Origin of the sequence: Streptomyces alboflavus (genome assembly GCF_000716675.1) — a bacterium.
GTDB classification, from domain to species: Bacteria; Actinomycetota; Actinomycetes; order Streptomycetales; family Streptomycetaceae; genus Streptomyces; species Streptomyces alboflavus.
Genome location: NZ_JNXT01000005.1, coordinates 151714 through 164731, shown reverse-complemented (window position 1 = coordinate 164731; position 13018 = coordinate 151714). Strand labels below are relative to the sequence as shown.

Sequence of the window (13018 nt, the reverse complement as noted above, 5' to 3'; positions counted from 1 at the left end):
CGCGAATCCATCGAGTGAATCCGACCAGCACCAACTCCCCTCGCGCATAGCCTGATTGCGGCCAGCGAGCAGGGCGCCCGCGCCGCCGAGGAGGTAACCGACGTGCCAGCGAGAGCCACCACCCGTCGCCGCCAGCTCGGCGCGACCCTGCGCAAGCTGCGTGCGCGCAAGGGAATGACGCTGGAGGAGGCGGGGCTCTGCGTCGGCGTGTCCAAGGCCACCGTCAGCCGGTACGAGACGCGCGAAGGGCCGGTCAAGTGGCTTGTCGTAGAGGCGCTTTGCCGTGCGTACGGCACCAGCGACGTCGAGCGGAACGTTCTCGTCAACCTTGCCAAGGAGGCCCGGCAGCAAGGCTGGTGGAATTCCCTCGCCGACTCGATCCCGGAGAGCATGAACCTCCTGCTCACCCTGGAGGACGAGGCTGTCCGCGAGGACCACTTCGCCTGCGTCTACATCCCCGGGCTGCTGCAGACTCGCCGGTACAGCACAGCCCTGCAGGAGGCCAATGAGGTGCAGCTGGCGCCGGCGGAGATCGAGCGGCTCGTGGACATCCGCATGAAGCGGCAGGAGATCCTGGCCCGGCCGAAGCCGCCACGGCTGTGGGCGATCCTCGACGAGTCCGTCATCCGCCGCGTCGTCGGCTCACCGGAGATCATGAAGGAGCAGCTGGGCCGCCTCCTCGAAGCGAACGAAGCCCCTCACATCACGCTTCAGATACTGCCCTTCTCCAAGGGAGCCCACTGCGCCGCGCTGGGCAGCTTCGTGATCCTCGGCGGACCTGAACCTGCCCTCGATGTGGTGTATTTCGACTACCACACGGGCTCCCTCTTCCTGGAGAAGGACGAGGAACTGGACCGATACCGACTTGCGTTCGACTACCTGCGCGCACAAGCGTTGGACATGGAAGCCTCCTCATCCGTGATCCACCGCGTCCGCAAGGAGCTGTAAGTGCCAGTCGACCCAGAGCCCGTGCCCGACCACTCCTGGTTCAAGTCCTCGTACAGCGGAGGCAACACCACGGAGTGCGTCGAAGTGGCCCTCACGATGGACGACGTCTTCATACGCGACTCGAAGTGTCCCGATGGCCGACAGCGGGTCGTCGTCCGGCCGGAGACATGGTCTGGATTCCTCGCCTCGCTCCCGCAGCAGCAGCGCCCCTGAACCGGCCTCTCCGTACGCTACGAAATAGCCGCGCGTTACGCTCAGGCCAAAGCGATGGATCCCTCCCTAACCGGATGAAAGCGAGGCAGGCATGGCGAACGTGGTGGAGAAGGTACCGGCGGCCGCGGTAGCCGCAGGCGGCCTCCTCGGCGGCTACGCCGTAGCCCGCCTCACCAAGAAGCGCCCCCTCGGCGGAGCCGTGCTCGCCGTCGCCGGAGCCACCGCCGCCCAGCAGTGGCGGCGGCAGGCCGGGCCCAAGACCGCCGCCGCCCTCAGCGCCGCGTACGTCGCCGGGTTCGCCGGGTCGCATCCGCTGGCCAAGAAGGTCGGCGCCTGGCCCGCCGTCCTCGGCGTCGCAGGGAGCGTGGCGCTCGCGTCCTGGGTGGCCGTCGACCGCCGCCGCTGACGGCCGACGGCCCCGCGCACCGATCAGGTGCACGGGGCCGCGCTTCCCCCAGGCAGGGCCGCCGCGGACCGCCCGGTCAGGCGGCCGGAGCGGCGCCGGGGCTCAAGCCGTCACGAGCCCGTCACGAGCCGCCACGAGCCCTCGAGAGCCCTCGAGAGCCCTCGAGCCCGCACCAGCCCTCACGCCGACTCGAACAACCACTTCTGGTTCCGCTCCCCGATCCACTCCTCCAGGTTGAGCTGGGTGCCCTTCCTGTTGGACGGGAGGGTGATGACGCCGTTGGCGTACACGAAGGCGATGCGGAAGAGGTTTTCGCCGACCGGCTCGATCGACCACTGGAGGGGGACGGGCTGGCCCGCGATCTGGGGCGGGTAGATCCGGATGTCGCTCTGGGAGATGAACGCATCGCCCGCGGCGCTCTTGATGACGTACTGGTTCACGCCGTTGGTGGTGGTGACGTGCCACTTCTGGTTGGCGCCCTTGTGCAGCTCCCAGCCGCAGATCGGGGTGTTCGGCGCGGTGGAGTTGCCGCTGAGGTCCACGTACAGGTCCTCGAACGCCGCGTTCCGGATCCAGTAGTCGCCGTCCGGGATGATCGGAGCCATGCGTCAACCTCCGTACGAGAGAGGGTCGGTGCCCGGGCGGGCTGCCCGGGCGGGCGGACCTCAACGTAGGCGGCGGCCAGGTGTCACGTAACGGGCTCTTCCGGTCGGAGCGTGGGTCTTTGGGGCGGCCGGGTCATGGGGGTACATGTCGAGCGATTCGGTCGGGGGCGGGCGGGGAGGTGTGCGGGGGGCGGGGTGCCTCTCACCTCGGCGTGGCCGGGACCTTTCCTGGTACGGGAGCGCCGTGCGGGTGGTGAGGGCGCGGCGGTGGCGGCAGGGGCGCCCGTCCCGGGGGCGTCGACTGCCCCGATCCGTACGCCCCACGCGCCCCTCAGCGGCCACGCCCGCGCCCCGTCCGGCGGCCGACCCTCGGCGGCCACGCCCGCGCCCCGGCCCGCGGCCGACCCTAGGCGGAACGGCCGCCCGGCCCGTCCCCCCTGAACTGCCGCGCGAACCCCGCCACCGCCAGCACCACACCGCTCCCCGCCATCACGAAGACCAGCCACGCCAGCGGCCAGAGCGAGGCGTCCGGCGCCTCGTGCGTGGTGAAGGAGACCCAGAGGAGGGCGGCGGGCGGGGCGACCACCACGGGGAGCGTCCAGCGCAGGCGGTCGCGGTGGCCGAAGTAGGCGGCCAGGGCCAGGACGGTGACCACCACGAGCGTGATGCCCGTGTCCGTGACCGGTGACGTCTCGTTGATCGCGCCCGGCGTCTCGGGGCGGTTGCGCAGGTCCCAGGGGAGGAAGAGGAGGTACGCGGCGGCGGCCACGCCCGCCCCGAGCAGGCGGGTCGCCCAGCGCTCGGCGGCCGGCCGGCCCCGCAGCGGGCGCAGCGCGTTCCGCAGCAGGCGCGAGGTGTGGTGCCGAGAGGTCGGTACGGTCAGCAGCGAGCTCGGTGCGTTCATGTGTACGACGGTGCCGGTCCGCGCGCGGCCGGGCCTGAGTACGCGTACTCAACCGCGCATGCGTACGCGATCACCCACGCTCAACCGCGCATGCGTACGCGATCACCCACGCTCAACCGCGCATGCGTACGCGATCACCCGCGCTCAACCGCGCATGTGCACGCGATCACCCACGCGGACGCGGCCCGCTCCCCTCCCGCCCCCGAAACGTCGCCCGGTACGCCCCCGGCGACACCCCCACCCCCGCCTGGAAGTGCCCCCGCAGCGACGCCCCCGTCCCGAAGCCGCACTCCGCCGCGATGCGGTCGACCGTGTGGTCGGTCTCCTCCAGGAGTTGGCGGGCGCGGTCGACGCGGCGCTGGGTGAGCCACTGGACCGGGGTGAGGCCCGTCTCGTCGCGGAAGCGGCGGCTGAAGGTGCGGACGCTCATCGAGGCCCGGGCGGCCAGTTCGGCCAGGGTCAGGGGCTCGCCGAGGCGGGTCAGGGCCCAGGCCCGCGCCGCGCCCGTCGACGTCGACTCGGGCTCGGCGACCGGGCGTTGGATGTACTGGGCCTGGCCGCCCTCCCGGTGCGGCGGCACCACCGTGCGGCGCGCCACGGCCGCCGCCACCGCCGCCCCGTGGTCGCGGCGGATCAGGTGCAGGCACAGGTCGATCCCGGCCGCCTCCCCCGCCGACGTCAGCACGGCGCCCTCGTCCACGTACAGGACGTCCGGATCGACCGTGACGGACGGGAAGCCGCGCGCGAGCCGCTCCGCCGACAGCCAGTGCGTCGTCGCCCGGCGGCCGTCCAGGAGTCCCGCCGCCGCGAGGACGAACGCGCCCGTGCAGATCGAGGCGATGCGGCGCGCGGACGATGCGAGGGTGAGCGCCTCGGCCAGCGGGGCGGTCAACTCCCCGGGGCGCAGCGACTCGTCCTCGCGGTGTGACGCGGGCACGATCACCGTGTCCGCGCCCGCCAGAACCTCGGGGCCGTGCGGCGCGCGGATCGGGAAGTCGGCGTCCGTGTCGACCATGCCGGGGCGCAGGGCGCAGGTCAGGGGCGTGTAGAGCGGGGCGCCCGCCGCGTCGCGCGCGCTGCCGAACAGCTGGTGGACCAGGCCGAGTTCCATCGGCAGGACGCCGTCCCGGACGAGGACGGCGACGGTGCGGGGGCGCCCGCCCCCCGGGTCCCCCGACGCGCGCCCCTGTGTCGTCCCTCGCGTCGCCCCCGGTGTCGCACCTCGCGTCGTCCCCTGTGTCGTACCTCGCGTCGCCATGGCCAGATGCTTGCACACCTTGGCCATCTGGCCACTCGTCCCGCTCACCCCGCCGGACGGACGCTCGGATCATGAGTACGTCGTCGAGTGCGTCACCACGCAAGCCGTCCCCGACCCCGGCCCCAGCCCCAGCCCCAGCCCCAACGCAAGCCCCAGCGCAAGCCCCGTCCGCCCTCACCACCTCCCCCGCCCCGCGCAGGCCCCGCCTCCCCCTCACCCCCTGGACCGTCGCCGCCACCGCCGCCCTCGCCATCGTCACCGCGGGCGCCTTCACCACCCTCGCCGGGCTGCTCGTCGGGCCGCTGCACGCCGAACTCGGCTGGTCGCGCGGCGCGATCGGGGTGGGCAGCGCGGTGAACATGGTCGTGTACGGGGCCACCGCGCCGTTCGCGGCCGCGCTGATGGACCGGTTCGGGATGCGGTACGTGACAACGGGCGCCCTCGGCCTCGTCGGCGCCGGGGCCGTGCTCACCGCCACGGCGATGACGGCGGCCTGGCAGTTCGCGCTCTACTGGGGCGTATTGGTGGGGTTCGGCTCCGGCGCCACGGCGATGGCGTTCGCGGCGACCGTCACCGAGCGGTGGTTCGTGGCGCGGCGGGGCCTGGTCACGGGGCTGCTGACGGCGGCGAGCGTGGTGGGGCAGTTCGTGTTCCTGCCGGTGCTCTCGGAGGTGGTGGGGCGGTACGGGTGGCGGGCGGCGGCGCTGACGCTCGCGGGTGCGGCGCTGTTGGCGGCGCCGCTGGTGTGGCTGACGCTGCGGGACCATCCGGCGGACATCGACCAACGCCCCTACGGGGCGGCGGAGTTCGTGCCGCGGCCCGCACCGGTCCCGGGCGCGGCGCGGCGCGCCGTACGCGTCCTGGTCCGGTCGGCCCGCACCGGCCCCTTCTGGCTGCTCGCCGGGACCTTCGCGATCTGCGGGGCGTCGACGAACGGCGTGATGTGGACGCACTTCGCGCCCGCCGCGCACGACCACGGCATGCCGATGACGGCCGCCGCCTCGCTGCTCGCGCTGATCGGGATCTTCAACGTGGCGGGCACGGTGGCCTCCGGCTGGCTGACCGACCGCGGGGACGCGCGGCGGCTGCTCGCCGCGTACTTCGCCCTGCGCGGCCTCGCCCTGCTCGCGCTGCCCCTGCTGCTCACGGCCACCGTCCAGCCGCCGCTGGTCGCCTTCGTGGTGGTCTTCGGGCTGCTCGACGTGGCGACGGTGCCGCCGACGATCGCGCTGAGCCGCGCGTACTTCGGCGCCGACGCGGCGATCGTGTTCGGCTGGATCAACTCCGCGCACCAGGTGGGCGCGGGCGCCGTCGCGTTCCTCGGCGGCGCGGCCCGGGACGCGTTCGGGTCGTACGACCTGGTGTGGGTGGGGACGGCGGCGCTGTGCGCGACGGCGGCGCTGCTTTCGCTGGCGAGCCCCGCACGGCGGGAACCGTCACCGGCGGCAGGACGGGGGCGCCCCTGACCCCGCTAAGCCACCAGTAGCCCCGCTAAGCCCCCAGTGACCCCGCTAAGCCCCCAGCGCCCGCGACACCGTATAGATCAAGAGTCCCGCCAGTGACCCCACCACCGTGCCGTTGATCCTGATGAACTGCAGGTCGCGGCCGATGTGGGCCTCGATCTTCTTCGAGGTGTGCTCGGCGTCCCAGCTCGCGACGGTGTCCGTGATGAGGGACGTGATCTCGTCGCGGTACGTCGTCACGACGTACACCGCGGCGCCCTCGACCCAGCCGTCGACCTTCTCCTGGAGGCGGGTGTCGGTGGCCATGCGCTGCCCGAGGGAGAGCAGGGCCGCCCGGACGCGCAGCCGCAGTTCGCTGCGCTCGTCCTCGGCGGCGGCCACGACCATCTGGCGGACCGCGGACCAGGCGGAGGCGATCAGGTCCTGCACCTCGTCGCGGGCGAGGACCTCGCGCTTGAGGTTCTCGACGCGGGCGCGGGTGTCCGTGTCGGACTGGAGGTCGGCGGCGAAGTCGGTGAGGAAGCGGTCGAGGGCGCCGCGGGCCGGGTGTCCTGGCATGTCGCGCATCTCGGTCACGAAGCGCAGGAGTTCCTTGTAGACCCGCTCGCCGACCTTCTTGTCGACGAAGCGCGGGGTCCAGCCGGGGGCGCCGCCCTCGACGGCGTCCATCACGGAGTCGGCGTGCGCCACGAGCCAGTCGTGGGCGCGCACGCACACCAGGTCCACGACGCGCTTGTGGCCGCCGTCCGTGACGACCTTCTCCAGCATCTTGCCGATGCCGGGCGCGATCTCCTGGGCGTCGGCGCGGCGCGTGATGGCCTCGCCGACGACGGCCTGCACGTCCGAGTCGCGCAGGACGGTGAGGGCGCCGCGCAGCGCGGTGGCCAGCTCGGCGGTGACGCGGTCGGCGTGCTCCGGCTCGGCGAGCCAGGTGCCGAGGCGGCTGCCGATGCCGACGGCGCGCAGGCGCTGGCGCACCACCGTCCGGGAGAGGAAGTTCTCGCCCACGAAGTCCCCGAGGGAGGCGCCGAGCTGGTCCTTCTTCTTCGGGATGATCGCCGTGTGCGGGATGGGGATGCCGAGGGGGTGCCGGAACAGGGCCGTCACCGCGAACCAGTCGGCGAGCGCGCCGACCATGCCCGCCTCGGCGGCCGCCGCGACATATCCGGCCCAGGGCCCGGCGCCCGTGTTCTGCGCCCACTTCGCGAGGACGTACACGACGGCGACGAACAGCAGCAGGCCCGTCGCGGTCAGCTTCATCCGGCGGACGCCGCGCTGCTTCTCCGCGTCGGCCTCGCTGAAGGCGCCGGGGCCGCCGGGGCCGCCCGGTCCTGCGGCGGGTCCGCCGCCCGCGCTTGGGGAGCGGCCGCCGCGGGCATGCTGTTCCCTGCCCGCCTCGGCCGCTTCCTCCGTGTTCGTACCTTGCATCCCTGGAGCCCCGTCTTCGCGTCGCTGTTCCTGCGCGTGCCTGGTGGTGCGTACGTCAGTCGTACGCCGTCGTCGTACCCGTTCGCATTGTCCCTTCCAGTCCGACTCCTGGAACGAACCACAAGTTCCCGGCGTCTGAGTGAGCGGAGGGGGGCAGTGTCGGCCCTCTCGCGGCCCATGACGCATCATGGGGTGTTCACACCGGAGCCTCGGGCTCCCCCTGCCCGAGGAGAAACAGCCCGCATGACCAAGCGTCACGGTTATGCACTGCTGGCCGCCGTGCTCACGATCGTCGTGGTCGTGTCGGCGGCCATATACATCGGCGTCACGGGCGCCGACGACGACACGAAGGACCAGCTCAGCGCCTCGCCGCGCGGGCCGCGCAACTCCGCGGCCCCGGCGTCGGCGGGCACCTGGGTGGGTACCTGGTCCGCCTCCCCCGCGGGCGCCGAACCCGGCACCGAGGCGCGCGGCATGGCGGGTCGTTCGGTACGCAACGTGGTGCACACCAGCGTCGGCGGCGAGAGCGCCCGCATCACCCTGTCGAACCTGTACGGCACCCAGCCGCTCACCGTCACGCACGCCTCCGTCGCCGTGGCCACCGCCTCGAACAACCCGACCGCGGCCGCCGGCACGCTGCGGCGGCTGACCTTCCGCGGCGACACGTCCGTGGTGATCCAGCCCGGCCAGCAGATCGTCAGCGACGCCGTGCGGCTGCGGGTGCCGCACGACGCGGACCTGCTCGTCACGACGTTCTCGCCGACCGCGTCAGGGCCGGTGACGTACCACCCGCACGCGCGTCAGATCTCGTACGTCGCCGACGGTGACCACACCGAGGACCCGAGCGGGTCGGCGTACCACGAGCAGAGCCCGTACTGGCGCTACCTCTCCGCCGTCGACGTGCTCAGCAACGAGACCGACGGCACCGTCGTCGTCATCGGCGACTCCATCACCGACGGCATTACCTCCACCATGGGCGCCAACCGGCGCTGGACCGACGTCCTCGCCGACCGGCTGCGCCAGGAGGCCGGCGCGCCGCGCTACAGCGTCGTGAACCAGGGCATCAGCGGCAACCGTGTCCTGTCGGACGGGAGGCCCGGCGCCCGTGGCGGGCCCGGTGCCAACCCCAGCGGGCTCGCCCGCTTCGGGCGGGACGTCCTCGGGCGCACCGGTGTCAAGGCCGTCGTCATCGCCCTCGGCATCAACGACATCCTCCGCAATCCGCAGGAGACCGATCCTCGGCGCATCACCGACGGGCTGCGGGAGCTGACCCGGCAGGCGCATGCCCGCGGGCTGCGGGTCGTGGGCGCGACGCTGATGCCCTTCGGGGGGCACCGGGGGTACACGCCCGCCCTTGAGGGCGTCCGCCAGGCCGTCAACAAGGAGATCCGCTCCGGGAAGGTGTTCGACGCGGTCGTCGACTTCGACAAGGCGCTGCGCGATCCCTACGATCCCCGGGCGCTGCTCGACCGGTACGACTCCGGGGACAACCTGCACCCCAGCGACGAGGGGTTCCGCCGGATGGGCCAGGCGTTCAACCCGGCCGACCTGAAGGGGTCCTCGGCCGCGGAGCTCTAGCCCGCCGGGGCCCGCGCCGGACCACCCGGTGCGGGTGGGACCACGCACCCGCCCGAACTTGTCCCGGGCCTCTCCGACAGCCCGGCACCGTCAGCCCGACCAGCACACCCCCGAATCGGCGCTCCGCGCCTCGTCCTCAAACGCCGGACGGGCTTTCTCCCACCCACCCGAGCCTCCTCCGGCCCGATCGACAGCCCGGCAGCTTCAGCCCCGCGGGGGGGCGCCCCCGTTTCGGCGCTCCGCGCCTCGTCCTCAATCGCCGGACGGGCTTTCTCCCACCCGCCCGCCCCCGCCAGGGCTTCGGCGGGCGTGGGGCGCACCGCCTGGCCGGTGCCCTTCAGCCCGCCTCGGCGAAGTAATTCAGCCCGTCCGGCGTTTGAGGACGAGCGCGCAGCGCGATCGGCGGCGGCCCGTCCCACCCGCACGGGACACCCACCCCCTGGGGTCCAGGGGCGCAGCCCCGGTTTCGGAGAAGGGGAGGGACTGGGGCGCCCCGCGAGGGTCAGTCCCGGCGCCGCTCCCGCAACTCCCGCCGCTCCGCCTTCAGCCGAGCCCGCTCCTGCTTGCGCAGCTTGCGTTCGACGGCGACCCCGCCCATGAGGGCGAAGCCGGTGACGACGACGCGCGGCGACCCCGGCGTGCCGGGCCCCGTGGCGTCGTCCCCGAAGCCGCCCATGATCCCGAACCCCTTGACGGTGACGTTCAGCTCGGGCGGCACGGTGACCTGGATGCCGCCCATGAGGGCGAAGCAGCGGATGACGACGTCCCGCTCGGCGAACCGCGCCTCGCGCAGGTCGATCTCCCCGCCGCCCCACATCGCGAAGGACGTGAAGAGCCGCCCGATGGTCCAGCCGCCCTTGCGGTTGAACCCGCTCCAGAGGGCGAAGGCCCCCGTGGACGAGGGCTCACCCCCGACGACCCGCTCGGCCCAGTCGATCTCGTAGCTGTCGGCGTCGCCGGAGCGCTTGACCATGGACACCGTGGGCCCGGGTGTGCCCGCGGACGGCAGATCGCGGGTGAGGGGGGCCAGCTCGCCGTAGGTGCGGGCCTTCAGCGCCGCGTCGAGGCGTTCGTCGAACTCCTCCATGTCGAGCCGCCCCTCGGCCAGGGCCTCGCGCAGCACGTCGGCGACCTTCTCGCGGTCGGCGTCGGAGGCCCGCAGCTCGGCGGGGCGCGGCTCGGCGGAGCCCCGCCCCGCGGCTTCGGGCAGCTTGTTCGAGGGCGTGGGCTCGGCGTCCGTCATGACGAAAGCCTACGAGGTTCCCCGGTCCGCGTACATCTTGGCGATCACGGCCTCGATGTCGGGCTCGCGCACGGAGAGGTCGACGAGGGGATAGCGGGCCGCCACGGCGGCCACCAGCGGCGCGGCCGACGCGGCGGCCGGGAACGCCAGCCACTGCCGGGGGCCCTCGACCTTCACGACCCGGGCCGACTCGACCTCCAGGGGCGGAAGTTCGCGTTCCAGGTCGACCACGAGGGTGCGTTCGCTCGCGCCCACCTCGTGCAGCCCGGCGAGCGGCCCGTCGTACATCAGACGCCCGTGGTCGATGACCATGACGCGTTTGCACAACTGCTCGATGTCGGTGAGGTCGTGGGTGGTCAGGAGCACGGTGGTGCCGGACTCAGTGTTCAGGTCGCGCAGGAAGGCGCGCACCTTCGCCTTGCTGACGACGTCGAGGCCGATGGTCGGCTCGTCCAGGTAGAGCACCTCGGGGTCGTGCAGGAGCGCCGCCGCGATGTCGCCGCGCATCCGCTGCCCGAGCGAGAGCTGGCGCACGGGCACGTCCAGGAGCTCGCCCAGGTCGAGGAGTTGGACGCAGCGGTCGAGGTTCTCGGCGTAGCGCCGGTCGGGGATGCGGTACATGCGGTGCATCAGGCGGTACGAGTCGATGAGCGGCAGGTCCCACCACAGGGTGGTGCGCTGGCCGAAGACCACGCCGATGCGGCGGGCGAGCCGGGTGCGCTCGCGGGCCGGGTCGATGCCCGCGACCCGCAGCCGGCCGCCGCTGGGCGTGAGGATGCCGGTGAGCATCTTGATGGTGGTGGACTTGCCCGCGCCGTTGGGCCCGATGTAGCCGACCATCTCGCCGCGCGGCACCCGGAAGGTGATGCCGTCGACGGCCCGCACCTGGTGCCGCTCGCGGCGCAGGAAGCCGGTCTTCCGGCGTACGTCGAAGATCTTCTCGACGCCGTCGAGCGCGATGAAGTCGGCGTCGACGTCGGCGTCGAGGCCGGCTTCCAGGACCGTGTCCATGACGTATCAGCTCCCTGTGCTGCGGTACGAGCGGAGTCCGGCGCGCCAGGCGAGGCCCGCGAGCGCGCAGCACGCCACGGCCACCAGCGGCGGCGTGAAGGCGGCCCAGGAGGGCAGGCCGAGCGGATAGGGGCGGCCGAGCACGTACAGGCCGGGCAGCCAGTTCACGAAGGCGATGGGCACCAGGAAGGTGGCGCCGCGCACCAGGTCCTTGCCGAAGACGGACGGCGGGTACTGCAGGAGCGTGTTGCCGCCGTAGGTGAAGGCGTTCTGCACCTCGGAGGCGTCCTGCGCGACGAACTGGAAGGCCGCGCCCGCCACGAACACCGCCATGAAGATCCCCGCGCCGCTGGCCAGCATCAGCGGGACGAGCAGCACCTTCAGGGGTGTCCAGGCGATGTCGAGGGCGACGCAGGCGTACCCGAGGATCAGCAGCCCCTGCACCACACGCCCCATCCTGCGCAGCGCGAACTGGTCCGCCGCGACCTGCGCGAGCACCGGCGCGGGCCGCACGAGGAGGGTGTCGAGGGTGCCGTCGCGGACCCGTCGGCCGAGCCGGTCCATGGAGCCGATGGAGAGGTCGGCGAGGCCGAAGGCGCAGGACGCGGCGCCGTAGAGGAAGGCGACCTCGGGAAGCCGGTAGCCGCCGAGCTCGTCGACCTGGGAGAACATCAGCAGGATCGCGGCGAAGTCGAGGGCGGTCGCGGTGAGGTTGCCGAGGGCCGTCATGACGAAGGACGCGCGGTAGGCGAGGGTGGAGCGGATCCACATGGCGGTGATCATCCGGTAGGCGCGCAGCCCGTCCCTGGCCCGCTCCAGCGGCCCGTCGGCGGCGCCGTCCCGCAGGCCGGAGGGCCACTCCTCCCCTCGCCCGACGAGTCGGCCCTGCCCACCAAGATCGCCCTGCCCACCCAGCTCGCCCTGCCCGCCAAGATCGCCCTGCTTGAGCCCCTCAGCCACCCTGCACCACCACCCGCCGCGTCGCCACGGCCTGCAGCAGCCGCCCCGCCGCGAGCAGCGCGACGGCCCACCCGGCCTGGAAGGCGAACGTCCCCGGCAGCTCCGCGCCCGAGCGCTCGCCGAGCAGCACGTCGGCGGGCACCTGGATCAGCGCCGACCAGGGCAGCGCGCGGGCGATCTCGCCGAGGGCGCCGGGGAAGACGTTCAGGGGCAGCAGCATCCCGGAGAAGAACGTGCTCGCGAGCCACGAGATCTGCGCCACCCCCGTGCCGTCGAGCAGCCAGAAGGCGCTGAGCGCCACCAGGAAGCGCAGCGCGAAGCTGACCACCACCCCGAGCAGCACGGCGAGCGCCGCGGCGAGCCACGTCAACACGTCGCCAGGAAGAGCCAGTTGAAAGACGAACGCGCCGAACAGCATCGGCGCCACACCGCGCGCGAGCAGCTGGAACAGCGCCCGGCCCAGGTCACCCGCGAGCCACCAGGCCTGGAGGTCGGCCGGGCGGTACAGGTCGATGGCGATGTCGCCGGTGCGGATGCGCCGCATCAGCTCGTCCTCGAAGCCGCCGCCCATCACCGCGACGGTCGTCAGGAGCGCCTGCCCGAGCCACACGTACGTGAGAGCCTGCGCCTGGTCGTATCCTCCAAGTCCAGGCTTCTCGTCCCACAGGGCAATATAGGTGTAGGTCAGGATCACTCCGAAGACCGTGTTGGTGAAGACACCGGCCATGGTCGCGATCCGGTACGTGGCGAACCGCCGGAAGCTGCCGGCGGCGACGGCCGCGTACAGGCGGAACCGTCCTGATCTCACGAACATCCCTTTCAGAGAGCCTCGTACCGCTCCAGGCCACCGCGCCCGGGCCCGTGCCCGGACCGAAGCGCAGGAGCCTAGTGCGGTCGGGGCCGACCGTGCCAGGCAATTTCGCTCCACGGAGCGTGCCTGGCCTGAAAGGCATGCGGCGACAGTGTGCAATGGGTCGTACGAGGCGTACTGGATGTATGAG

13 protein-coding genes are annotated in these 13018 nt (G+C 72.7%); 5 read left to right on the top strand and 8 right to left on the bottom strand.

Features of this window, described 5'->3' with window-relative positions; all coding sequences use genetic code 11:
- Window positions 1-102: 102 nt before the first annotated feature.
- The 3 genes from OO63_RS06635 (at window position 103) to OO63_RS06625 (ending at window position 1567) form a co-directional block, all read left to right on the top strand.
- The gene (locus OO63_RS06635; protein WP_030358311.1) at window positions 103-948 is read left to right on the top strand and encodes a helix-turn-helix domain-containing protein; all 846 of its coding nucleotides are present in this window, start codon (window positions 103-105) and stop codon (window positions 946-948) included.
- Window positions 949-1161, top strand: a complete 213-nt coding sequence (locus OO63_RS06630; protein ID WP_030358312.1) for a DUF397 domain-containing protein — start codon at window positions 949-951, stop codon at window positions 1159-1161.
- A gap of 103 nt (window positions 1162-1264) precedes the next feature.
- Complete coding sequence (locus OO63_RS06625; RefSeq protein ID WP_030358313.1) at window positions 1265-1567, top strand: hypothetical protein; 303 nt, start codon at window positions 1265-1267, stop codon at window positions 1565-1567.
- Between the two features lie 179 nt (window positions 1568-1746).
- Here OO63_RS06625 and OO63_RS06620 read toward each other — a convergent pair whose 3' ends face one another.
- From OO63_RS06620 to OO63_RS06610, 3 genes are all read right to left on the bottom strand, one after another.
- Window positions 1747-2172, bottom strand: coding sequence for an RICIN domain-containing protein (locus OO63_RS06620; protein ID WP_030358314.1), 426 nt, complete (start codon window positions 2170-2172; stop codon window positions 1747-1749).
- Window positions 2173-2578: 406 nt separating this feature from the next.
- On the bottom strand, window positions 2579-3076 hold the full coding sequence (locus OO63_RS06615) for a hypothetical protein (RefSeq protein ID WP_030358315.1): 498 nt from the start codon (window positions 3074-3076) through the stop codon (window positions 2579-2581).
- 166 nt (window positions 3077-3242) lie between these two features.
- Window positions 3243-4187 carry a GlxA family transcriptional regulator gene (locus OO63_RS06610; RefSeq protein ID WP_051810606.1) on the bottom strand — a complete coding sequence of 315 codons (945 nt, stop codon included), beginning with the start codon at window positions 4185-4187 and terminating at the stop codon, window positions 3243-3245.
- 218 nt (window positions 4188-4405) lie between these two features.
- Between OO63_RS06610 and OO63_RS06605 the strand changes: the two genes are divergently transcribed.
- Window positions 4406-5800: an MFS transporter gene (locus OO63_RS06605; protein ID WP_030358317.1), complete on the top strand. Its 1395-nt coding sequence runs from the start codon at window positions 4406-4408 to the stop codon at window positions 5798-5800.
- A gap of 45 nt (window positions 5801-5845) precedes the next feature.
- Here OO63_RS06605 and OO63_RS06600 read toward each other — a convergent pair whose 3' ends face one another.
- Complete coding sequence (locus OO63_RS06600) at window positions 5846-7225, bottom strand: DUF445 domain-containing protein (RefSeq protein ID WP_030358318.1); 1380 nt, start codon at window positions 7223-7225, stop codon at window positions 5846-5848.
- Window positions 7226-7468: 243 nt separating this feature from the next.
- On the opposite strand from OO63_RS06600, the gene OO63_RS06595 reads away from it, so the two are divergent.
- On the top strand, window positions 7469-8803 hold the full coding sequence (locus OO63_RS06595) for an SGNH/GDSL hydrolase family protein (RefSeq protein ID WP_030358319.1): 1335 nt from the start codon (window positions 7469-7471) through the stop codon (window positions 8801-8803).
- 502 nt (window positions 8804-9305) lie between these two features.
- Here the strand turns inward: OO63_RS06595 and OO63_RS06590 are convergent.
- From OO63_RS06590 to OO63_RS06575, 4 genes are read right to left on the bottom strand one after another with little or no spacing between them, the layout of a single operon-like run.
- On the bottom strand, window positions 9306-10046 hold the full coding sequence (locus OO63_RS06590; RefSeq protein ID WP_078618970.1) for a DUF1707 SHOCT-like domain-containing protein: 741 nt from the start codon (window positions 10044-10046) through the stop codon (window positions 9306-9308).
- A 9-nt stretch (window positions 10047-10055) separates the two neighbouring features.
- Window positions 10056-11057 (bottom strand): ABC transporter ATP-binding protein, encoded by a 1002-nt coding sequence (locus OO63_RS06585; protein ID WP_030358321.1) that lies wholly within the window; start codon window positions 11055-11057, stop codon window positions 10056-10058.
- Between the two features lie 6 nt (window positions 11058-11063).
- Entirely contained in the window at window positions 11064-12017 is a 954-nt protein-coding gene (locus OO63_RS06580) for an ABC transporter permease (RefSeq protein WP_428835924.1), read from the bottom strand.
- The gene (locus OO63_RS06575) at window positions 12010-12831 is read right to left on the bottom strand and encodes an ABC transporter permease (RefSeq protein ID WP_030358323.1); all 822 of its coding nucleotides are present in this window, start codon (window positions 12829-12831) and stop codon (window positions 12010-12012) included. The genes OO63_RS06580 and OO63_RS06575 overlap by 8 nt, the downstream gene beginning before the upstream one ends.
- Window positions 12832-13018: the final 187 nt, after the last annotated feature.